Origin of the sequence: Acinetobacter seifertii, assembly GCF_000368065.1 — a bacterium.
GTDB lineage: Bacteria > Pseudomonadota > Gammaproteobacteria > Pseudomonadales > Moraxellaceae > Acinetobacter > Acinetobacter seifertii.
The window spans coordinates 877,352-900,594 of the sequence record NZ_KB851200.1; the positions used below are offsets into that span (position 1 = coordinate 877,352).

Below are 23,243 nucleotides of genomic sequence, written 5' to 3' on the forward strand. Positions count from 1 at the left end.
GTATGTTTGTTAAGAATCTTATTTAGTTTGTAGAGAGCTTTGTTTTCGTATTAGCAATATAAACAGTGTGATTAATAAGCTAAATCCGAAAATAGGCAAACTAATTCCTAAAATAGTAAAAGTAAGTATAGTTAATATTTTTTGTTGATTAGTTGCACGCTTCCAGACCAATAAAGTTTGGCGAACAAAATGGCTAGTCGTAAGTTTTAAATTAGATGTTTTAAACCAAGCTTTATATGCGTAAATAATCATGATACATAGCCCAAGAGCATATAAGGCGAGTATCAATTGATTGATCCAACCGAATAACACTCCAATATGAGCATCGACCCCCCAGCGTGTAAGTTTTGCAAATAACGAGTAATCTTTAAAAGCTAGTTTGTCGATGACTTTGTGTTGATGTACATCAATCGCTACACTGTCCGCTTGAGTTGGCCATTTGCGCTTTAGTTCAGTAACAGTCCAAGCCTGATTTGCATCAACTGGTGGTTTGATTTGTATTTGGGCTGAATGAATTCCATTTGCTCTAGCAATTGCTAATGCAGAGTCGAATTCAGTTGGTATGATTTCTAAATCCGAAGTTTCCATGACCATACCATGATGTTCTTTATGCTCATCACGAGACATTTGGGGTAATGGAGCATTATTTAAAGTTGTGGCTAATGTTGGTGTTTGCCAATTTAACCATTGACGAGCGATACGAATATTATCACCAGCCCATTGGGACCATGTAAGACCAGTAATCGAAATGAACAATAAAAGTGGTAATAGGGTCAAGCCGATAGAACTATGCCATTTTAATAAACGATTTTTAGATGTTTGTCTGATTTTAAAATTTTGACGACGCTTCCACCAACTATATAGGCCCGTTAGGGTTAAAATGCCCAGCCAGCTTGCTGCAAGCTCACTATAAAAACGACCCCATTTCCCTAATAATAAATTACTATGTAATTGATCTAAGAATGTACGAAATGGAAGTACCCCACTGGTCCCATATACTGCAAGTTGACCTTTTATAGAGAGTGTATAAGGGTCTACAAAAACAGCTTCATTATTTAAATGATGAGCCTTGTCAGAAAAAATAACTCGTGTTGTTTGTGTGGAGCTTGGAGCTGGCCTAACTTCTGTAATTTGTGCAGATTCGGGCATCACTTTTTTTGCTGTCTCAACCTGTTGGCTTAGTGAGTAGGGATCTTTATTTAAAGGCTGAACATACAATGTATCTTTATAGATAGATTGTTCTATCTGAGGAGTAATTGCATATAGAAGACCTGTAAATGCCGCAATGAATATAAATGGGGCAATAAAAATACCAGCATAAATATGCACAAGACGAAAAAGACTACGCCAAAAGCTAGGGGTATGAGGCATGTTGAGGAGTATCAAACAAACTTTGGTGTGAAGTATATCTACTTTATTCTTAAATTTTAAAATAATTAAGGGATGAGGGTGTTTTGTATATCTAAGCACTTGTAAGAAAGGCTTTTTTAAATAAATAGATTAGATGGTTGATATAAGGTTTTGTTATCATGATTTTTATGAAAATTGGATAAGATTGACTATAGTCAGTTAAGGCAAAAAGATATTCAGATATCTTTATGATGGATGGCTTAAGCAATAGATTGATCAAACGACTAATAGAAATAACTTAACAGCTATTAAATTTCTACTAACCTAATAGTTTATAATTGCATTTTATATAATTAAATAATTTATATAGCTATGAAAATTCATCATTTGCGAAGTGCTACTTTTATTATTGAAGCTGGCCCTTATTTTATTTTAATTGATCCGATGTTGGGTGATAAAGGTTCGCTTCCTGCTTTTTCATACCTCCGCTTTAAGGCTAAAAAGAATCCTTTAGTTGATCTACCTTTGAATGCCCAAGAATTATTAAACAAAGTTACCCATTGTTTAATTACTCATAGCCAAACTTTTGGAATCAAAGCATTTCAACATACTGATCATCTAGATCAAAAGGGTGAGGATTTTCTTATTCAAAAGCAAATTCCTGTTTATTCCTTTCAAAATGATGTGTCGTATTTATCTAAATATGGGATAAATGTTCAGGCAGGTATTGATTACTGGAAAGAAATCGAGTTTTTAGGTGGAAGATTGGTCGCGATACCGGCGCACCATGGGCATGGCTGGATTAGTAAATTGATGGCGAATGGTTGTGGCTTCTATTTAGAATTGCCAAATGAACCTTCTTTATATATTAGTGGTGATACCGTACTTACTCATGATGTTAAAAATGCCTTACTTAAATTTCGACCTGATATTGCGGTAGTTGCTGCGGGACAAGCGCAAATGGATGTGGGGCAGCCGATTCTTATGTCGAAAGAAGAAGTGCGCGAATTTATTGAGCTTTCGCCTAAATATATTATTGCTAATCATCTTGAAGCATTAAATCATTGTCCAGTAAAACGAGATGAAATAAAGCAAATTCTGCATGAAATGAATGCAGTTGACCGTGTACAAGTACCCGATGATGGACAAACACTTATTTATGAAAATTAAGACAAAATTTAATCAATATTTATTAAATGAAAATCTTGTAATTCCATATTTTCTATTATGAATAACGCTATGAGTTTTTTATGTAAATGATAGAATTGCGACGGTCGGTAAGTTGATATCTACTTTGTCTAACTAATGTACAGTCTACAAAATGTTTAAGATTAAGTTTGTAGACTGTTGAACTACAAGTGAGGGTAAATGTAGATATACATATGCAACCATCTAAAATTTTAACCTATTGAAAATACAAAGGTTTATCACTTGCTCCCATCACTTACAATCCAAACCAGACTTGGTGGATTCTACTTTTTCTATTATTCCATTGTTGGTACATTCATGCCGTATTGGAATTTATATCTTCAAGATCAAGGGTTTAATTATCAACAAATAGGCATTTTATCATCTATTGCGATTGTGACACGATTTTTTGCACCTTTAGTTTGGGGGTGGATCGCAGATAAATCTGGTAAAAGAATGCTTTTGGTGCGACTGGCAACTTGGATGGAGGCCTGTATATGGTTGGCTATTTTTATAGTTCCTAATACCTTTCAATCTGTCGCTTTACTCATGCTTATTTTTAGTTTTTTCCAAAATGCAATTTTAGCTCAGTTTGAGGGGGTAACCTTATTTTGGTTAGGTGATCAAAGAGCAAAACTCTATGGGAAGATTCGAAAATGGGGATCAGTTGGATTTATTGTAGGTGTATTTACTATAGGTGCCATTTTAGAAATTATTCCAATTTCTATGCTGCCTATTTTATTGCTTGTTATAGCTTCACTTGCTTTTATTTGGGCTTTTACGATTCGTGAGCCTGAGGGAGCTCCAACTTCTCAAAAGCATTTAGAGCCTTTATTACCTGTGTTAAAGCGTCCTGAAGTTGCTGCTTTTTTTACAATCGAATTTATTCTCCTTTTTTCGCATGCGCCTTTTTATAGTTTTTATAGTAACTTTCTAAAATCTTTAAATTACAGTACGACTGAAATTGGCTTCTTATGGGCAATGGGGGTTGTCTCTGAAATCATAATGTTTGCATGTGCGGCTACTTTCTTCAAATATTTTTCTTGGCGTAGTCTTGTTGCCATATGTTTGGTTTTAACCAGCATACGTTGGTTGCTAGTCGCTCTCTTTTCTCATTATTTTATAGGTCAGCTATTTGCACAATGTTTGCATGCTTTTAGTTTTGGCCTATTTCACCTTATTGCAATGCGGCTTATTTTCCAAAACTTTTCAATAGGACAACAAGGTCGTGGACAGGCTTTATACAGTACCATGTGGGGATTGGGAGTGGCATTTGGAAGTATTTTAGCGGGTCATTATTGGAAAACTCTGACGGGTGAGCATATTTTTATGATTGCTGCGCTCGTTGTGCTATTCGGTTTATGTTTTGTATTTTGGTTACCTAAACAAATTGAAAAGCCAGCTTCTTAATCGAAACATCACTAACATTGTTAACATTACGTGGTTAAGCGGCTAAATTGTTTTATGGAAAGTATCTATTCGTTACGGTTGAAAAATATTGTTTTTATATGGTTATGAAGCAATGTTTTTCTAAAAAAATGTGCTAACTTAAACTCATGCGTTTAATGATTAATAAATCTATGAAAAATATTTATATTATGGGATTATTATTAGCTTTTTCTGGTTTTGCTATGGCTGAAACAGCAACGCAAAAGCCTGCTGAACAGCCTGTTCGAACTGCAAGTAATCCTAATGCTATACGTATTGTTACGCGTCCTGAGATTATGGGATTATGGGGAATGGAGATTCCAAATAATAAGAAATGTGTAGAGTACTATAACTTCCGCAGTAGTAATGATGTAGTGATCAAAAGTGGTGAGGAATGGTCATATGGTATTTATGAATATCAGCCATCTGATGACCCTAAAGAGCAGTTATCTGCTTTAGTTATGCAGATTAAGTTTGATAATAATAAAGTAGATTGCTCTGGTCAGCAGCAAGATCAGACTGGTGATGTTTCCCAATATTTTGTGCAGTGGAAAAATGACCATACTATTAATTTCTGCTCAACTGCCAAAGGTGAGCAATGTTTTGCAACTTTACGTCGAATGTTGCCATAAATCTAAATAGATATAAAAAAGCCTCTTATTTAAGAGGCTTTTTTATTATGCATGTTATGCAGTTTCAGCTTTCTTCTTTTCTTCCAATTGTTTCAACAAGTGCTTTTCAAGGTAATGGATGTCCATTGCCTGTTCACAGAAGCTTTTGTCTTGCAAGATAAGATCTTTATGCAAAGGAATGTTGGTTTTAATTCCAGTAAGAATCATTTCGTCTAACGCTTGACGCATACGAGCAAGCGAAGTTTCGCGATCTTTACCATGAGAAATTAATTTTGCAATCATTGAGTCGTAGTATGGAGGAATACTATATCCAGGATAGATATGAGAATCTAAACGAATACCTGCACCGCCTGGCGCATAGAAGCTCTCAATTTTACCTGGTGAAGGTAAGAAAGTTGTTGGATCTTCTGCATTAATACGACATTCAATAGCATGACCACGAACTTCAATATCTTTTTGTTGAAGCTCTAGACCTAAACCAGCTGCAATACGTAATTGTTGCTCAATGATATCAACACCAGTAACCATTTCAGTTACAGGGTGCTCAACCTGAACACGAGTGTTCATTTCGATAAAGAAGAATTCACCATCTTCGAACAAGAACTCAAATGTACCAGCACCACGATATTGCATTAACTGACATGCGTTAACACAAGCTTCTAAAATATCAGCACGTGCTTTTTCTGGTAGATTTGGAGCAGGGGCTTCTTCTAAAACTTTTTGATGACGACGTTGTAATGAACAGTCGCGATCATATAAATGAATTGCATGACCATTACCATCACCTAAAACTTGAACTTCGACATGGCGAGGTTTTTGTAAGAAGCGTTCCATGTATACGGTGTCATCACCGAACCACATTTCTGCATCACGTTGAGCCGCTTGAACTGACTCAAGTAATGTATCTACGCGCTCAACAATACGCATACCACGGCCACCACCACCAGCTGCCGCTTTAACAATGAGCGGGAAACCGATTTCTTTAGCTTCTGCTAAAGCGTTGTGGATAGTTACAGCATGGTCGCAACCAGGTACTGTAGGTACACCAGCTTTTTTCATTGCAACAATTGCAGAAACCTTGTTACCCATTAAACGAATATGTTCTGGGCGAGGGCCAATGAATGTGAAACCCGAGCTTTCTACAATTTCGGCAAACTCAGCATTTTCTGAAAGAAAGCCATAGCCTGGGTGAATTGCATCAGCACCAGTAATTTCTGCAGCAGTAATAATTGCTGGGATGTTTAAATAGCTGTCACTACTTGCACCCGGACCAATACATACTGCTTCATCAACGAAACGTAAATGCATCAAATCTTTATCTGCATCTGAATAGATACCGACAGTTTTGATTCCTAATGTTTTGCAAGCCCGGGTAATTCGTAAAGCGATTTCACCACGGTTTGCAATTAAAACTTTTTGCAACATAGTTGTCCCCGGGGTATTACGCGCGATAACGGAATAAAGGTTGACCGAATTGGATCACATCACCATTTTTCACTAAAATTTCTTCAATCACGCCGCTTTGAGTTGCTTCAATCGGGTTCATGATTTTCATTGCTTCGATAATACCCAAAGTCTCACCAGCAGATACAGTTTGACCTACTTTAACAAATGGTGCTTCACCTGGGCTTGGAGCAGCATAGAACACACCAACCATAGGAGAAGTTTCAACTGCTCCACGTGGGGTTTTTGCAACAGGTGCTTCAGCAACAGGAGCTGCTGGAAGTGCTACACCAGCCGCAGCAACGACAGGATTACGACGAGTTAAAGCGATTGATTGATCACCTTCTTTAACTTCAATCGCTTGCAAGTCAGACTCAATCATTAAATCGATGAGTTTTTTAATTTTGCGGATATCCATGGGCGACTATTCCTGAACTAGTTTGGGTTAGATGGTTGAATTTTTTCAATGGCGTAATCGAGTGCAAAGCTATAACCTTTTGCACCTAGACCACAAATCACGCCAATTGCTTTGTCTGATAAATAAGAGTGGTGTCTAAACGCTTCACGTGCGTGAACATTTGACAAATGCACTTCAATAAATGGAATGGCAACGCCAAGTAGAGCATCACGTAAAGCAACTGAGGTATGAGTAAGAGCAGCAGGGTTAATAATAATAAGTTTTACGCCTTCTGTTTGTGCCTGATGAATGCGGTCAACAATGGCACCTTCCCAATTGCTTTGAAAAGTATCGAGTGTAATAGAGGCTTGTTTAGCTTGAGCAATAAGTTGTTGGTTGATATTGTCTAGGGTAAGATGACCATATACTTCTGGTTCGCGTTTTCCCAGCAAATTCAAATTCGGTCCATGAATTACCAAAATGGTCGAACTCATTCAGATTGCTCCAGCTCTAAAGTTGCAAATAGTCTTTGCAAGATGTCTGCAAAGTTTGCTTATTATGGCATATGTTTCTACAAGTTTTTTATAATTTCTTTTAATTGTCGCAGAAAGGGTACACCAAATTCGGCTTATATATTGTAAATTTTGCGACGAATTAGCAATGTTAAAAAATGACAAAATTTCAAGTAATTTAACAAGGCTCATTTTAAACCGAATTGACAAAAACAGTTCATGTATTTTGTGTAACGACGGTATGGGCATCTTCAATTGTTAACATTTCATTCCAGCGAGTTAGGTAGTTTTTTGAGCGATGGCATTGTTTCATTTGCCAAGATGGGTTACGCGAGTGATATCCGACTTGTAAATAATGACTACCAAAACGCTTACGAACTGTACCTAAAGTTTCCATTAATTGTTGTCTTTGATGAATAAGTTCCAAAGGTTGCCATAAATCATCAATATGTTGTTGACGCGCGTGTAGACCACAAAATAATACTCCAATTTTTATATAACTTTTATTTTCTTTATATAAAACATCAATTTGATGCATTGCTGCTTTCGTGATTATGCATAAATCATCTGTTGCATAGTGAAGACCAATGGCCTGAGAAGTGGCTTTTTTATAAGGTGGCTTATCGGTTTTCTCATAAAGCATGACTTGAATACAGGCACACAATTGTTCTTGTTTCATTAAGCGGCGATGCGCTCGATTAAGATGAAAAATAAGTGCTTGTTTAATAATCTCGATACTGGATAAAGCTTGAGCAAAACTTCGTGACGCTAAAATCCGTTTAGTTGGAATACTAGGATCATCAAGTTCAATACATGATTGGCCTTTTAGCTCACGAATAGTGCGTGCCATGACCACAGAAAATGCCTTTGCCATATGGTGTTCATTGGCAAAAGTTAAGTCTAGGCATGAATATACTTCATAACTTTGTAGTTGTTTGACCAGTTGATAACCAATTCCCCATACTTCTTTGACCGATGTCTGTTGCATGAGGTCTTCCATAATTAATGGATCTAAGGTGATGAAATTACAGATTCCCTTAAAACTTTTAATTTTCTTAGCAAAATGATTGGCAAGTTTTGCTTGTGTTTTTGAATATCCAATTCCAATACAACAAGGTAGACCTAACCATTGGAGGAGAGTCTCTTTCACCTTAAAGCAGTAGTCAGATATATCAATAGATTGAAGGTAAGGAGTGAGATGAATAAAGCACTCATCTATAGAGTAAGCTTCTATATCATCTGGAGAGAAAAATTCACCGAGAACAGCAAAAAAACGACGAGACATCTCGGCATATAAAGTGTAATTGCTTGAATAGACTTGAACACCAGCTTGCACGGCATCTTTCTCAATTTGAAACCACGGTACTCCCATCTTAATACCTAAGAGTTTTGCTTCTTCACTACGTGATACCACACAACCATCGTTATTGGATAAAACAACTACAGGTTTATCAATGAGTTTGGGGTTGAAAAGTCGCTCACAGCTGACATAACAATTGTTAATATCAACCAGCGCATAAACTTCGCGGTGTGAGATATCTCTCATTATTTCATCCCCCAATTTATCAACTCAAAATATATTTTTGAATTTGTAACATAATCAAGTTAACAAAATTATGCACAGATATCTAGGGGAGTTCTGGTTGTTCGTCGAAATTATGAAAAGGATGCAAAAGTAATGAATTGTCAGTTATTGATATGGAAATGTCTGAAAATGATAAGTTTTAGTTGGTTATGATCAAAACCATAAGAGCTATATTTAATGGATGGGTTGTGGCCTTTAAATATAGTAATGCGTATAACGCATTTGTCTTATGGGTCTTTCAAGCTGTCTTTTTTAAAAAAGACAGCTTTTTTTTATGATGATTTGACTCTTGGATAGCTTATGAAGAATATAGCTGTTTGGCTTGTTCATAAGCCTCAAGATTAATACATTGAGCTCCCAAGCTTGTGATTTGTGCTTGGTCAATTTGAAGTTCATCCCACTTTTGCATTTGTTCAAATAGCCAATGGAAATCTTCAGGTTGTGGGGCAGCATTTTCTTCAACTAAGTTTTTTACAATATTTTGAATCATATAGTATTTATCTACATGTACTTCTTCAGAACAGTGAAAGCGGACAATTCCAAAATCGACCAACAACTTTAAGACAGGTGAAAAGTCTTTCAAATCACTCAATTCCTTTTGAGCTTTTATAATTGCTGTGGTGAGTGCAATTAAAGTTTGAGGATGTTGTTCAGCCCATTCTTGAGTTACTGCAAGAACTTTATCTGGCACATTGGGAATAATGTCTTGACTTGAACATACGATTTTACTTAAGCCTAAAAGTTCGCCCTGTGTATTCCACGGTTCTCCTACACAAAAACCATCAATGACATGATTATCTAAAGCTTCGACCATATACGGTGGTGGAAGGGCTTTGAGCTTAAGTGTTTGAGCTATTTTTGAGTCTGCCAAAGCAAGCCATTCTCTTAAACAATAATGATGAATTGAATGTTTAAATACATGAGCTAAGGACAAAGAATGATCTGCTTCAATATAGCTCGTCACTTTTTGGGCAGTAGTTTGTGCATTATCGTTTTCTTGAATAGCCAGTTGATGAGTTAATTTTTGGCTTAAGCTTATAAAAGCACGGTTTTTACTTAAAATAAGAGGGGTTTGCAGTGCAATACCAATTTGGTCTGCACCCACAGCTGCTGCAGGCAGCATGGCCGATAAACAATGTGCAGCATCTAATAAACCAAAAGCTAAACGGTCTCGAAGACTTGCCCATGATGCTTCTTTAACTAAAGTAACATCTAAACCGACTTCTTCGAAAAAACCTTGCTGTTTTGCCCAAAGCAATGCAAGACAATCAAGTAAAGGAATATAGCCGAGTTGCAATTGAGTCTTTTCTAATGTGCTCATTTATTCGTCCTTTAGTTGATCATTTAGTAGTTTTTGAGCGTCAAGTAAACGGCGTGCCATTTCTCCAATCGTGATCCGGTGGCTCATGGCATTTTTTCTAAGAAGTTGAAATGCAGTTTCTTCAGGTAAGCCATGCAGTTGCATGAGTAGAACTTTAGCTTTCTCAACATCCTTACGGTCAGCAAGTTTGGTTTGAGCTTCTTTTAAATCACCTTCGAGTTTTTTGTGCTTTTTATATTGCTCGATCGAGATTTCTAAAATGGTATGTAAGCGGGTAGGATCTATGCCATCTACAATATAAGCAGTTACACCTGCATCGATGGCTTGTTTGATGGTGTCTTTATCTGAATTTTTAGTGAATAGAACAGTTGGTAGGTCATAGCTACTCACACAACTTTCAATAATGTCACGATGGGGATGATCCATGTCGAGCAAGATGACATCGGCTTGTAAATCTTCAAGACGAAAAATATTCAAGTGATCCAAAGTAAGGCAGGCCACCACTTCAAAGTCATTTTCAAGCAAACTATTTTTTATATAGTCGGCTCGCGCATGATCATCATCGATAAGAGCTATTTTGAGTTTTGGCATAAGTTCAGAAAATCAGGCTAAGAAAATGCGCCAATTCGACGCGTTTTTTGTTATTGAGTTTTAAGCAAGATTAGTGCCATCCAAAATTAAACCAAAAATCAGGAGTTGTTGACAATCTAGGAGGCTAAAAAGTTGTTTTGATCGATATTGGTGCAAAACTGCGATTCATTTTGTGGCAAAACTTATTTTTATTTAAACCATATAGAGGAGCAGTAATAGTGCAGGTAAAATTAAATACTCTTTATAGATGAAAATAGGTTTTAATTTAAACATTTGAAAATAATAATAAAAAATTATTAATATTAATCTTAAAAAGAATTGGCATGCAAAGTGCTTACTTAATTACAGGTCGAAGACGACCATGAGTTTTAAAGACGGCCAACGATGTCCGTTCTGATCGAGTTTGTGAGTGCAACTGTACACACAAAGAAGTTACGTTCAGTCGGAGTGAAGGTCATGTCTTTATTTTTATTGCATAAAAAAGTTACATCTGAATTATCTAATTTTTCAGTTCCAGCGATGCGGGCCTTCTCTATGAGGGGGCTCGCTTTTTTTATTTCTTTTTATGACTTTGCTGTGCATTGGGTGTCGTTAACGAGTGAAAAGAATTGGTTTCAAGCAGCTAGATGCCTTGTGAGCTTGATTCGCTTCTCGATAGAGCACAAAGCAAAAGAACAACGTCTATTTGAGAATGGAATAACGCAGCTTAAAAGCAACGTGATTTGAGGAGAAGCACTATGAAATTGGTAATGATTGGTCATGGTATGGTGGGCCACAAATTCATCGAAGCCATTTTAGAAAAAGCAGATGATGAACTGGAAGTCACGATTCTCGCGGAAGAGCCTCGTATCGCGTATGACCGCGTACATTTGACAGAATATTTCTCTGGGAAATCGGCAAAAGATTTATCTTTAGCTCGTTTTGACTTTGCCGATGCTCATGGCATTGACTTACGTCTTAATACGAAAGCAACTGCAATTGATACAGCTGCGCAAACAGTCACAACCAACCATGGTGATGTGATTAGCTATGACAAATTGGTGTTAGCAACTGGTTCGTATGCCTTTGTTCCACCAATTCCGGGTAATGACCGTGAAAACTGTTTTGTTTACCGTACGATTGAAGACTTAGACGCGATTCGTGCAGCGAGTTTAAATGCAAAAACAGGTGTCGTGATTGGCGGTGGTTTGCTCGGTCTTGAAGCAGCGAAAGCATTGCGTGACTTAGAGTTAGAAACGCATGTTGTTGAATTTGCACCACGTTTAATGGCAGTTCAAATTGATGACTTGGGTGGTAAAGTTTTACGCCGTAAAATTGAAGACCTCGGTGTAAAAGTTCATACACAAAAAGCGACTCAGTCTATTGAGTCTGGTGTAAATACCAATCATGTGATGAAGTTTGCCGACGGTAGTGAACTTGAAACTGATGTGATTTTATTCTCTGCGGGGATCCGCCCACGTGATGAGCTTGCGCGCAACAGTGGGCTTGCGATTGGTGAGCGTGGCGGTATTGTCATTAATGATTATTGCCAAACATCAGATAACAACATTTATGCCATTGGTGAATGTGCGCTTTGGCAAAATAAAATTTATGGCTTGGTTGCACCGGGCTATGACATGGCACGTATTGCAGCAAAACATATTTTAGATGAAGAGTGTCATTGCTTTGCTGGCGCAGACATGAGCACCAAGTTGAAGTTGATGGGTGTGGACGTTGCCTCTGTAGGTGATGCACATGCCATGACTCCGGGTGCATTAAGCTACTTCTATGCAGATGAGCATGCACTGGTTTATAAAAAGATTGTTGTAAATGCAGATAAAACCAAATTGCTGGGCGCGGTTTTGGTGGGCGATGCGAAAGAGTACAACGACCTTTTACAAATGATGTTAAACGGTCTGGCTTTACCGGAAGTACCTGAAAGCTTGATTATGCCGGGCTTTGAACAGTTGGCAGGTAAGTCTGGAGGTAGCGGTGTAGATTTGCTTCCAGACAGCGCGACCATTTGTTCGTGTAACAACGTATCAAAAGCAGACATCTGCCAAGCAATTAGCGATGGTTCGACCTCTTTAGGTGCATTGAAGAAATGCACCAAAGCAGCAACTGCATGTGGTGGCTGTGCACCATTAGTGACGCAAGTTTTAAAGTCAGAGTTGCAACGTCAAGGTGTGACTGTAAATAACCACATTTGCGAACACTTCCCGTACTCGCGTCAAGAGTTGTATCACTTGGTTCGTGTCAATGAAATCAAAACTTTTGATGATTTAATTCACCAACACGGCCATGGTTTGGGTTGTGACATCTGCAAACCGACTGCTGCAAATATCTTGGCTTCTTGTTGGAACGATTTCGTACTTGAGCCAAGCCATGCAGGTCTGCAAGACAGTAACGACTACTATTTGGGCAATATTCAAAAAGATGGTTCTTACTCAGTTGTACCACGTATGGCTGGTGGTGAAGTGACTCCAGATGGTTTGATTGCCATTGGTCAAATCGCGAAGAAATATAACCTATATACCAAAATTACTGGCGGTCAACGTGTAGACATGTTTGGTGCGCAAGTTCATGAGCTTCCATTCATTTGGGAAGAGTTAAATGCTGCTGGCTTTGAGTCTGGTCATGCTTACGGTAAGTCATTGCGAACCGTGAAATCTTGTGTGGGTAGCACATGGTGCCGTTACGGGGTAGACAACTCAGTTGGTTTAGCGATTGAGCTTGAAAACCGTTACAAAGGTTTACGTTCACCACATAAATTAAAAATGGCAGTGTCTGGCTGTACGCGTGAGTGTGCAGAAGCGCAAGGTAAAGACGTAGGTATTATCGCGACTGAAAAAGGTTGGAACCTTTATGTATGTGGTAACGGTGGTATGAAACCACGCCATGCAGAGTTACTTGCCTCTGACCTTGATAAAGCAACGCTCATCCGTTACATCGACCGTTTCTATATGTTCTACATTCAAACCGCAGACCGTTTACAACGTACGAGTGTATGGCGTGACAACATGGAAGGTGGTCTAGATTACCTTAAATCTGTCGTTGTGGACGATTCTCTTGGTTTAGCTGCTGAGCTCGAGCGCCGTATGGAACACATTATTGGTACATATCAAGATGAATGGCGTACAGCTGTCGAGAACCCAGAAGTTCGTAAACGTTTCCAGACTTATATCAATGCAGGCGCAAGTGAGCAGGCCGATCCACACATTCAATTTACAACTGAACGCGGTCAAATCCGCCCATTATCAGATGTTGAGCGTTCAGAAGACCGTATTCCAATGGTTGAAGCATAAGCAGGAGAATTTCTATGAATATTGTACATGATAAAAATATGCTTCCTGATGGTCAATGGATTGATGTGTGTGCACTTGATGACTTAACTCCTAACACTGGCGCAGGTGCGCTAGTGGATGGTCAAGCAGTGGCTATATTTCGAGTGGGACATGAAAAACGTGTTTATGTGCTCAGCAATAAAGATCCGTTTAGCCAAGCCAATGTCATGAGCCGCGGAATTATTGGTGATTTGCAAGGTGAGCGTGTCATTGCATCGCCAATCTATAAACAACATTTTAGTTTGGCAACGGGCCGTTGTTTAGAAGATAAAGACCAAAAACTTTCGGTTTATCCGAGCAAAATTGTTGATGGTCGTGTTTGGGTCAATGCAATACCGCAAAAAACTTATATTACCAATACAGGTGTATCACAAGACAAACTTAAACTGGTGCTGATCGGGAATGGTTTGGCAGGAATGCGTTGTCTGGAAGATTTACTTGATATGGCACCAGACCGTTATGAAGTTACAGTGATTGGTGAAGAACCATGGGGTAACTATAACCGTATTATGTTGTCTCCGGTTTTATCGGGTGAAAAAACTATTGAAGACATTATGTTGCATCCACCGAAGTGGTACGACGATAAAGGCATTAAATTTATTGCTGGTGATAAAGCCGTAAAAATTGATCGTCCGCGTAAAGTGGTTTACACCGAAAAAGGCCAGACAATTGATTATGACCGTTTGATTCTGGCAACAGGCTCGGCACCATTTATTCCACCAGTTCAAGGTGTCGACTTAAAGGGCGTGTTAACTTTCCGTGATATTTATGATGTTAACACCATGATTGAGTACTGCAGTTCAAAAACCAATGCAGTGGTGATTGGTGGCGGTTTACTCGGTTTGGAAGCGGCCTACGGTTTAAAACAACGCGGTATGAATGTGACAGTATTGCATTTGATGGACCGTATTATGGAACGTCAACTTGATGGTCGTGCGAGCCAGTTACTGCGCCATAGTATTGAACAAAAAGGCATTCAAATCATTACCGAAGCCAATACTGAAGCGTTAATTGGTGATGAAAACGGTCATGTCAAACAAATACGCTTGAAAGATGGCACAGTGTTAGATGCTGACCTTGTGGTGTTTGCTGTAGGTATCCGTCCGAATATTGCTTTGGCCCAAAGTGCTGGTCTACGCTGTAATCGAGGTGTGTTGGTCAATGACACCATGCAAACATTTGACCCAAGTATTTACGCGGTGGGTGAGTGTATCGAACATCGTGGACAGACCTTTGGTTTAGTTGAGCCACTATGGGGGCAAGCTTTTATTTGCGCGACCCATTTAGCAGAGCACGGCAGCTTAACTTTTAAAGCGCCAACCGTACCGACTCAGTTAAAGGTGAGTGGAGTCGATGTATTCTCTGCGGGCAATTTTGAACCGAAAGATGATTATGAAGACATTATTTTAAACGATGAAAAACGCCAGATTTATAAGCGTATTATCATTCAAAGCGATCGGGTAATCGGTGCAGTATTGTTTGGAGATACTGAAGATGGCATGTGGTATGCAGAGTTAATTGCAGATCAAACCCCTGTTTCTTCATTTAGAAATAAGCTGCTATTTGGTCGAGATTTTGCATTAAAAAATGCAGGCTAAATAGGGAAAGGAGCAGTTATGAACAGTATTCCAAGCGTTGAAGTCGATAGCTCCGATCATGTTGCAAAAACAATCAAAACAACATGTCCATATTGTGGTGTAGGTTGCGGTGTTAGTGTAAACGTTCAACAAAAACCGCAAGGACCTCTTGTACAAGTTGAGGGGGATGCTGAGCATCCTTCCAACTTTGGACGCTTATGTATTAAAGGTAGCCGTCTTGCGGATACTTTGGGGTTAGAAACACGTGTTTTACAACCAATGATGGGGCGAAAAGCTGATCGGGAGGTAACGACATGGGATGCAGCAATCAATAAAATTGCCGATAAATTCCAGTCTTGTATCGATAAATATGGTCGTGACAGCATTGCATTTTATGTTTCAGGTCAGCTTTTGACTGAAGACTATTATGTGGTGAACAAGTTTGTAAAAGGCTATTTGGGCACTGCAAATATCGACACCAACTCACGGCTTTGTATGTCATCTGCGGTGGCAGGTCATAAACGTAGCTTTGGTGAAGACCTTGTCCCTGCAAGTTATGAAGATTTTGAACATGCAGACATGGTAGTTTTGGTTGGTTCCAATACCGCATGGTGCCATCCTGTGCTGTATCAACGGATTATGCAGGCTAAAAGCCACAATCCCGATATGTTTGTTGTGGTGATTGACCCACGTTTTACCAGTACTTGTGAACAAGCGGATTTACATTTACCGATTTTACCGGGCCAAGATGTCGCATTGTTTAACGGTCTATTCCAATATTTATATCAAAATGGTCATGCCGATCAGGCTTTTGTAGATGCTTATACCGAAGGTTTGCAAGAGGTTTTGGCAAGCAGCGAGCCAGAAACTAATGTGGAATATGTGGCAAAGCGTACAGGAATTGCACTCGATAAGATGCAACAGTTCTTTGAGAAATTTGCGCAGACTGAAAAGGTAATCACGCTATTTTCAATGGGTGTGAACCAATCAAGTCAGGGCGTGAATAAAGCCAACAGCATTATTAATTGCCACTTGCTGACAGGCAAAATTGGAAAGCTCGGCGCTGCACCATTTTCAATGACAGGCCAGCCCAATGCTATGGGTGGTCGAGAAGTGGGTGGCTTAGCCAACATGCTAGCGGCACACATGGACTTAGATAGCCCTTTACATCAAAAAGTAGTGCAAACCTTTTGGGACAGTCCATTTATTGCAACTCAAGCTGGCTTAAAAGCAGTTGATTTGTTCCGTGCTGTTGAAGCTGGAAAAATTAAAGCCATCTGGATTATGGCAACCAATCCGGTGGTAAGTTTACCAGATGCTGATCAGGTGAAACGTGCTTTAGAAAAATGCGAATTGGTCGTTGTGTCAGATATTTGTGCCGATACGGATACTACGGCTTACGCCGATATTTTGCTTCCAGCTTTAGGTTGGGGTGAAAAAGACGGAACCGTTACTAACTCTGAGCGTCGTATTTCACGTCAACGTGCTTTTTTACCTGCGCCGGGTGAAGCAAAAGCAGATTGGTGGTCAGTGAGCCAAGTTGCGAAAAAATTAGGCTTTAAAGGTTTTGACTTTACGAGTACTGTTGATATTTTTAATGAACATGCGGCTTTGTCAGCACAAGATAACGCGGACATTGAAGCACGTGAGCAAACTGATACGTTCCGTTATTTCAACTTAAAAGGTTTAATGAACCTAAGTACTGCTGAGTACGACACTCTACAACCAGTGCAATGGCCAGTCTGGAGTAAAAACCAAGACGCTAAAGCTGTTCAACAACTGTTTGGCAAAGGCACGTTTAGTCACAAAAACACCAAGGCAAAACTAATTCCGACTGTTGCAATTAATCCGGTACATGCAATTTCAGAAGATTATCCGCTCATTTTGAACACGGGGCGTATTCGCGATCAATGGCATACCATGACACGTACTGGTTTGTCGCCAAATTTAACCAGTCACCGTGCTGAACCATTCTGTGAGATTCATCCAAGTGATGCATTGAAGTTTGGTGTACGTGATCAAGGTTTAGTAGAAGTTCGTTCGAAATGGGGCAGTTGTGTACTGCGCGTGACATTCTCATCAGGTGTCCGTCGTGGGCAAATTTTTGCACCGATTCACTGGACTGAACAGGTCGCATCCGACGCCCGTATTGGTAAAGTCGTTAATCCGGAAGTTGATGCAATTTCAGGTGAGCCCGAGTTCAAACATACGCCTGTAACTATTCAGCCGTTCTATACCACTTGGCAAGGCGTGCTCTATATTCGTGAAGGATACGATTCGCACATTCAAGAATCGCTACATCACTGTGCATGGTGGACTAAAGTCAAAATGGTGAAAACCAATCGTTATGAACTTGCAGACCGCCAAACTTTTCATGATACTCAAAAGAATCTGAAAAGCTTTTTGCCATTTGCCGATGAAACCTTTGAATGGTTAAGCATAGAAGATATTTCTTCACAACTGAGCCATAGTGTTATTTTGAAAGATGGCATTGTAATTGCAAGTCTATATATTGCACCGCCAGATTTATTGCCAGACCGTGACTGGGTAGTAAGTCTGTTTAAACGCGAACGTTTAAGCGCCTTGCACCGTAAAGCTTTACTAGCAGGTATGCCAATGTCGGCTACTAATAATGATGGGCCTTTAGTTTGTAGTTGTTTTAAAGTAGGTAAGAATAAAATTATCGACGTGATAAAAACACAAAACATTACCCATGAAAAACAGGTTACTGCATGTTTAAAAGCAGGTGGAAACTGTGGTTCATGTTTACCTGAAATCCGAGGCTTGATTAAAGCTTGCCAGCAAGAGGTGGAAGTGTGAATAAGGGATATCCCGTAACTGATTTGGTCATTCTCGCGGGTGGACAAGCCCGCCGTATGAATGGTTTAAATAAGCTGTTGCAACAATTCGATGGCGATACGCAACTACTCAAAATTCATCAAAAACTAAAATCTTCGGTATCTGAAATTTGGGTGAATAGTCATCGTGATTATTCGATTTATCAAAGTATTGTGCCTGATATTAAATGTTTTCAAGATGATGCTTCCGGTTTTTTCGGCCCACTTATGGGAATGAAAAGTGCATGGTCACATGTAAAAGCAGATTATGTTTTGTTTATCCCTTGTGATGTGACCTACATACCTACGCAAGTCGTTGCGAAATTACATAGCGCTCTTCGCAAAAATAAACAGGCTCAGGCAGCTTACGTTTCAATTAACGGAGATGCCTTATATCCATTTTGCTTATTAAAACGTGAAAGTCTCATCACCATAACGGAGCAAATTGAAAAGCAACGATTAAGTTTGAAAGAATGCTTTAAGCTTTTGCATGCGCAAGTCGCTATATTTCAAAAGCAAAACTTATTTTTCCATAGCATTAATTCTTTAGATGAACTTCAACAATACAAACAAATTAAAGCATTTAAAGAGATTTTTTCGACAAATTAGAACTTCAATCATATCGATTTAAAATTTACATTGATAATCTGAAATCAATTTTTAAATTTTGAGTTATTGACTGTTTAGAATTTAAGTTCTATTTTGGAACTTGTTATTTTCATTCTAGCCAGATGTATAAAAATAAACGGAGCCAGAAAATGATGGACGCAGCTCAGCAAAGTAAAACAGATGTGACCGCATGTATTTTATGTTCAAGAAACTGCGGCTTAAGTGTGGAAATTAAAGATAACCAATTTGTCAAAATTAAAGGTAATCCTGAGCATCCATTTTCTCAAGGTTACATTTGCCAAAAAGCCGCAAGATTACAGCATTACCAGAAACATGCAGACCGTTTAACCGCACCTTTAAAACGCCAACCAGATGGCTCATTTCAAGAAATTAGTTGGGACGAGGCTATACAAGAAATTGCCGATCAATTGGTTCAGATTAGAGATAAATTTGGAGGTACAGCTTTTGCCTCTGTTGGGGGCGGTGGTCAGGGTAACCACCTCGGTGCAGCTTATGGTCGACAACTTTTATTGGCTATGAAAAGTTATTATGCATATAACTCACTTGCCCAAGAAAAAACAGGTGATTTCTGGCTCAATGGCCGCCTGTTCGGTAGTCAGGCTTGCCATACGACAGAAGATGTTGAACATGCAGATTACGTACTTTTTATTGGAACAAATCCATTTCAAGCACACGGTATTCCTAACGCACGAGACACGCTAAAACATATTAAGAAAGATCCGAACCGAACCATGGTGGTGTTCGACCCGCGTGTTACCGAAACGGCAAAACAAGCAGACATTCACGTACAGCTAAAACCGGGAACAGATGCTTTTTTAATGTCGGCCATGATTGCGATCATTATTGAAGAAAAACTTTATGATACAGCATTTATTGAGCAGCACACACATGGGTTTGAAGAAGTAAAAGCTGCATTTAACCATGTCCCGATTGAAGACTATATTGCTAAAGCTGATGTACCTATTGATTTGATTTATCAGATTGTTCGAGATTTTGCCAAGGCAAAAAGAGGCTGTGTACGTATCGATTTAGGTATTCAACATACTTTGAATACAACATTAAATGGTTATTTAGAAAAGCTTTTATACTTGCTGACAGGGAACTTTGGAAAACAGGGTACCAATAATTTGCATACCATGTTTATTCCAATTTTAAGTGATACAGATGAAAGAAATCCAAAATATCGACGTAGCGTTTATCATAAAATGTTCCCGATTTCAGGGTTTTTCCCGCCTAATATTTTACCCGATGAAATCCTAAAAGCAGGGGAAAAACAAATTCGTGCGGTGTTTGTAGATAGTTGTAATCCACTATTAACTTACCCTGATACACCTGCCTATGAAAAAGCCTTTAAAGCATTAGATTTATTGGTTGTAGTTGATGTTGCGATGACGGAAACCGCTAGGCTTGCGGACTACATTTTGCCAGCACATACCCAGTTTGAAAAATGGGAATTTACTGGTTTTAATTTGGAATTTCCTAAAAATGGTTTTCACCTACGTCATCCTGTATTGACCGCTCAAGCGAATACTTTGCCAGAGGCAGAAATTTATACACGATTACTTGAAGCCATGCAGGTGATTCCAAAACGTTTTCCAATTTTAGAAAAAATAGCTGCGGTCGACTCGAAAAAAACAGCCTACTTACCCTACTTGTCTGCGCTAGGACTTACCTTGGCACGGCATAAAAAATATATCCCTTTTGCTGCCTCTATTATTTATCGAACTCTTGGCAAACGACTTGGCAATTCTGCAGATTCAGTTGCTTTTTTATTGCCGCTATCTATTCAATATGCTGTTTTACATACCAAAGCGGTACGCCGTGCAGGTTATAAAGGTAATCCGTTAACACAAGGTGTCAAACTATTTGAGCAGATATTAAAGCAACGTTCAGGTATGGTTTTATCGCAACATGAATATGACGAAGTCTGGAAACTGGTGGCCTATAAAGATAAGAAAATACGTCTTGCAATTCCCGAGATGTTAAGTGAACTCGCAAGCTTGAAAAGCCATAACGTTAATATTGAAGAGTTTCCTTTCATCCTTTTGTCAGGTGAACGCCGTAGTTACAACGCCAACCAAATTTACCGTGACCCTGCTTGGCGAAAAGTAGATGCAGAAGGTGCACTACGTATTCATCCCGAAGATGCAAGGCACTTAAATGTAGATACAGGAGAGCAGCTTAAATGTATCTCACAGCATGGACAAATTCAGGTAGCTATTGAGTTAGATGATGGGATGAGAAGAGGTGTTGTATCACTGCCACATGGCTACGGTATGCGCTTTCGAAATGGAGAACCGATTGGGCCACAATTAAACTTACTTATTTCTGATGAACATTGTGATCCATTGTCGAAAACGCCGTACCATAAATATGTACCCATCCGTCTAGAAAAGTGTTAGAAATAGAATCAAGTAAAACATAGATTTTACCGCGCTAACTTGGGATTTATTTTTTAATTTTTCTTAAGGTAGTGCGATGAAAAGTCTATAAAAAATTTAAATATTATGGAAAATAAGTAGAGCTGGAACGAATTTTGCAATTAAAAAACAAAGCACTATTAAGATGCAATTTTTTGTATTTGATTGTTCATAATCGGTGCTCGCAAGATTTGAAATGTTCTCGATATGAGTGCAAATGATGAAACAATATCACTCTGAAAATGCGCCAAGCCTTCTGCAAGATCAATATGGGCGTATCAAGCGTAAGTTACGAATTTCTGTAACTGATCGCTGTAATTTTAAGTGTGTATATTGCATGCCTGAGCATCCAGAATGGTTAAATAAACAGGACTTGCTTAGTTTTGAAGCGCTCTTTCAATTTTGTCATTTTATGGTGCAGCAAGGTATCGAGAGTATTCGCATTACGGGTGGTGAACCATTAATGCGTCAAGGCATAGTTCATTTTGTTCGTGATTTGCAGGCCTTAAAAGCATTAGGTTTAAAACGTATATCGATGACTACAAATGGTCATTACCTTGCTAAATACGCTAAACAACTAAAAGACGCTGGATTAGATGATTTAAACATTAGTTTAGATAGTCTTGATTCAATTCAATTTAAAGAGCTCACTAAGAAAAAGTTAGAACCAGTTCTTGAGGGTATTCAAGCTGCTAAAGATGCAGGACTACCTTTTAAAATTAACTGCGTATTAATGAAAGATAAAAATGATGATCAAATCTTACCCATGGTGAAGTGGTCAATCTCCAACCATATTCCTTTACGTTTTATCGAGTTTATGCCGCTTGATGGTGATGGACATTGGTCAAATAAAGATGTGGTAAGCGAGGCTGAAATTTTACAGGTATTGCAACAGTATTATTCGCTACAAGTCATCGAGCAGCAACATGAGCCAGCGCGTCAATATCTAATTAACGGTAGCTACCATTTAGGAATTATTTCCACAATTACGCATTCATTTTGTCATCAGTGTGACCGCATACGAATTACAGCAAAAGGCGAACTATATAACTGTTTGTTTGCACCGCAAGGTTTAAATATTAAGCCTCAGCTTGAAGCATTGGTAAGTAAACAACATACGCCAGAATACGATATGACGGTCCAAAATTTAAATCATTTGGTTCATCCTTATATCTGGCACAAAGCCAAAGGTTTCCATGCCTTACAACATCAACAAACCCGTAAAATCAGCATGCATATGCTTGGGGGATAAATGCAAAAATCTATCCAAATTAAAGTCGAAGCATTTGGTGCAATTGAAAAATTGCTTCCTGAAAATCTTTCGCTAGTTTGTCCTAACCATAGCTTGGTTAAAGATGTATTAGATGAAATTGTTTTATTGCATCCGGAATCTACAAAAGCCATGGAAAAATGTGCATGTGCGATTGGTGATAATGTCATCACCAGACAAGCTACCTTAAGTGAGGCATGCACTTTGGTTTTATTATCACCCGTTGCTGGAGGATGAATCATGAAAGAGTTCGCAAGAATACAAGAGCAAGCTTTAAGCCTTGATACTTTTGATCCGATTCAATCTTTTCCTGAATGCGGTGGTATCGATATTTTTATGGGTACGGTTCGTAATCACCACGAAGGTAAAGCGGTAAAGGCGCTGAAATATACATCGTATAAACCGCTTGCAGAAAAAATGATACGTGAAATTGAACTAGAAATTGAGAAAAAGTATCAGGTATCTTATGTGCGAGTGGTTCATCGGATTGGATATCTAGATGTCGGTGAAACAGCCATTATTGCGATTGCGTACGCAGCCCATCGCCGTGAAGCTTTTCAAGCATGTGAGGAAGCAGTCGAACGGGTAAAACATGAAGTACCTGTCTTTAAAGAAGAGTTCTTTACCGATGGCACAAGTCATTACGTAGAGGGCTGTTGTATTCGTAAGGATGCACCACATGACCATAAGCATCACCATCATCATGCCGGCCATGAACACTCACACTGAAATATGTAAT

19 protein-coding genes are annotated in these 23,243 nt (G+C 38.9%); 12 read left to right on the top strand and 7 right to left on the bottom strand.

Annotated elements, in window-relative coordinates; all coding sequences use genetic code 11:
* Nucleotides 1-18: 18 nt before the first annotated feature.
* Nucleotides 19-1,371, bottom strand: a complete 1,353-nt coding sequence (locus F985_RS11575; RefSeq protein ID WP_004701115.1) for a PepSY-associated TM helix domain-containing protein — start codon at nt 1,369-1,371, stop codon at nt 19-21.
* A gap of 366 nt (nt 1,372-1,737) precedes the next feature.
* Here F985_RS11575 and F985_RS11580 point away from each other — a divergent pair, with 366 nt between their 5' ends.
* From F985_RS11580 to F985_RS11590, 3 genes are all read left to right on the top strand, one after another.
* A complete protein-coding gene (locus F985_RS11580; protein WP_265596894.1) occupies nt 1,738-2,520 on the top strand; it encodes an MBL fold metallo-hydrolase in 783 nt (260 codons plus the stop codon).
* 261 nt (nt 2,521-2,781) lie between these two features.
* A complete protein-coding gene (locus tag F985_RS11585) occupies nt 2,782-3,948 on the top strand; it encodes an MFS transporter (protein WP_212749716.1) in 1,167 nt (388 codons plus the stop codon).
* Between the two features lie 146 nt (nt 3,949-4,094).
* Nucleotides 4,095-4,598, top strand: coding sequence for a hypothetical protein (locus F985_RS11590; RefSeq protein WP_004701120.1), 504 nt, complete (start codon nt 4,095-4,097; stop codon nt 4,596-4,598).
* Nucleotides 4,599-4,652: 54 nt separating this feature from the next.
* On the opposite strand, the gene accC is transcribed toward F985_RS11590, so the two are convergent.
* From accC to F985_RS11620, 6 genes are all read right to left on the bottom strand, one after another.
* Entirely contained in the window at nt 4,653-6,023 is a 1,371-nt protein-coding gene (gene accC, locus F985_RS11595; protein WP_004701123.1) for an acetyl-CoA carboxylase biotin carboxylase subunit, read from the bottom strand.
* A 16-nt stretch (nt 6,024-6,039) separates the two neighbouring features.
* Complete coding sequence (gene accB / locus F985_RS11600; protein WP_004701124.1) at nt 6,040-6,459, bottom strand: acetyl-CoA carboxylase biotin carboxyl carrier protein; 420 nt, start codon at nt 6,457-6,459, stop codon at nt 6,040-6,042.
* Between the two features lie 17 nt (nt 6,460-6,476).
* Nucleotides 6,477-6,932, bottom strand: a complete 456-nt coding sequence (gene aroQ, locus F985_RS11605) for a type II 3-dehydroquinate dehydratase (RefSeq protein ID WP_004701126.1) — start codon at nt 6,930-6,932, stop codon at nt 6,477-6,479.
* Nucleotides 6,933-7,167: 235 nt separating this feature from the next.
* Complete coding sequence (locus F985_RS11610; RefSeq protein ID WP_004701128.1) at nt 7,168-8,496, bottom strand: Y-family DNA polymerase; 1,329 nt, start codon at nt 8,494-8,496, stop codon at nt 7,168-7,170.
* A gap of 337 nt (nt 8,497-8,833) precedes the next feature.
* Complete coding sequence (locus tag F985_RS11615; RefSeq protein WP_004701130.1) at nt 8,834-9,856, bottom strand: ABC transporter substrate-binding protein; 1,023 nt, start codon at nt 9,854-9,856, stop codon at nt 8,834-8,836.
* Nucleotides 9,857-10,447 carry an ANTAR domain-containing response regulator gene (locus F985_RS11620; protein ID WP_004701132.1) on the bottom strand — a complete coding sequence of 197 codons (591 nt, stop codon included), beginning with the start codon at nt 10,445-10,447 and terminating at the stop codon, nt 9,857-9,859.
* Between the two features lie 384 nt (nt 10,448-10,831).
* On the opposite strand from F985_RS11620, the gene F985_RS0104330 reads away from it, so the two are divergent.
* The 9 genes from F985_RS0104330 (at nt 10,832) to F985_RS11660 (ending at nt 23,233) form a co-directional block, all read left to right on the top strand.
* Complete coding sequence (locus F985_RS0104330; protein ID WP_025469121.1) at nt 10,832-11,173, top strand: hypothetical protein; 342 nt, start codon at nt 10,832-10,834, stop codon at nt 11,171-11,173.
* A gap of 11 nt (nt 11,174-11,184) precedes the next feature.
* Entirely contained in the window at nt 11,185-13,731 is a 2,547-nt protein-coding gene (gene nirB / locus F985_RS11625; protein ID WP_004701135.1) for a nitrite reductase large subunit NirB, read from the top strand.
* Nucleotides 13,732-13,745: 14 nt separating this feature from the next.
* Nucleotides 13,746-15,368, top strand: coding sequence for a nitrite reductase small subunit NirD (gene nirD, locus F985_RS11630; protein WP_004701137.1), 1,623 nt, complete (start codon nt 13,746-13,748; stop codon nt 15,366-15,368).
* A gap of 18 nt (nt 15,369-15,386) precedes the next feature.
* Nucleotides 15,387-18,167: a nitrate reductase gene (locus tag F985_RS11635; protein ID WP_004701138.1), complete on the top strand. Its 2,781-nt coding sequence runs from the start codon at nt 15,387-15,389 to the stop codon at nt 18,165-18,167.
* Complete coding sequence (gene mobA, locus F985_RS11640; protein WP_004701141.1) at nt 18,164-18,793, top strand: molybdenum cofactor guanylyltransferase; 630 nt, start codon at nt 18,164-18,166, stop codon at nt 18,791-18,793. Before F985_RS11635 ends, mobA begins: the two co-directional genes overlap by 4 nt.
* A 149-nt stretch (nt 18,794-18,942) precedes the next feature.
* Entirely contained in the window at nt 18,943-21,216 is a 2,274-nt protein-coding gene (locus F985_RS11645; protein WP_004701143.1) for a molybdopterin-dependent oxidoreductase, read from the top strand.
* A 229-nt stretch (nt 21,217-21,445) separates the two neighbouring features.
* A complete protein-coding gene (gene moaA, locus F985_RS11650; protein ID WP_081401270.1) occupies nt 21,446-22,486 on the top strand; it encodes a GTP 3',8-cyclase MoaA in 1,041 nt (346 codons plus the stop codon).
* Nucleotides 22,487-22,741: a MoaD/ThiS family protein gene (locus F985_RS11655; protein WP_004701148.1), complete on the top strand. Its 255-nt coding sequence runs from the start codon at nt 22,487-22,489 to the stop codon at nt 22,739-22,741. It abuts the gene before it with no gap.
* Nucleotides 22,742-22,744: 3 nt separating this feature from the next.
* Nucleotides 22,745-23,233 carry a molybdenum cofactor biosynthesis protein MoaE gene (locus F985_RS11660; protein ID WP_000657202.1) on the top strand — a complete coding sequence of 163 codons (489 nt, stop codon included), beginning with the start codon at nt 22,745-22,747 and terminating at the stop codon, nt 23,231-23,233.
* Nucleotides 23,234-23,243 lie beyond the last annotated feature (10 nt).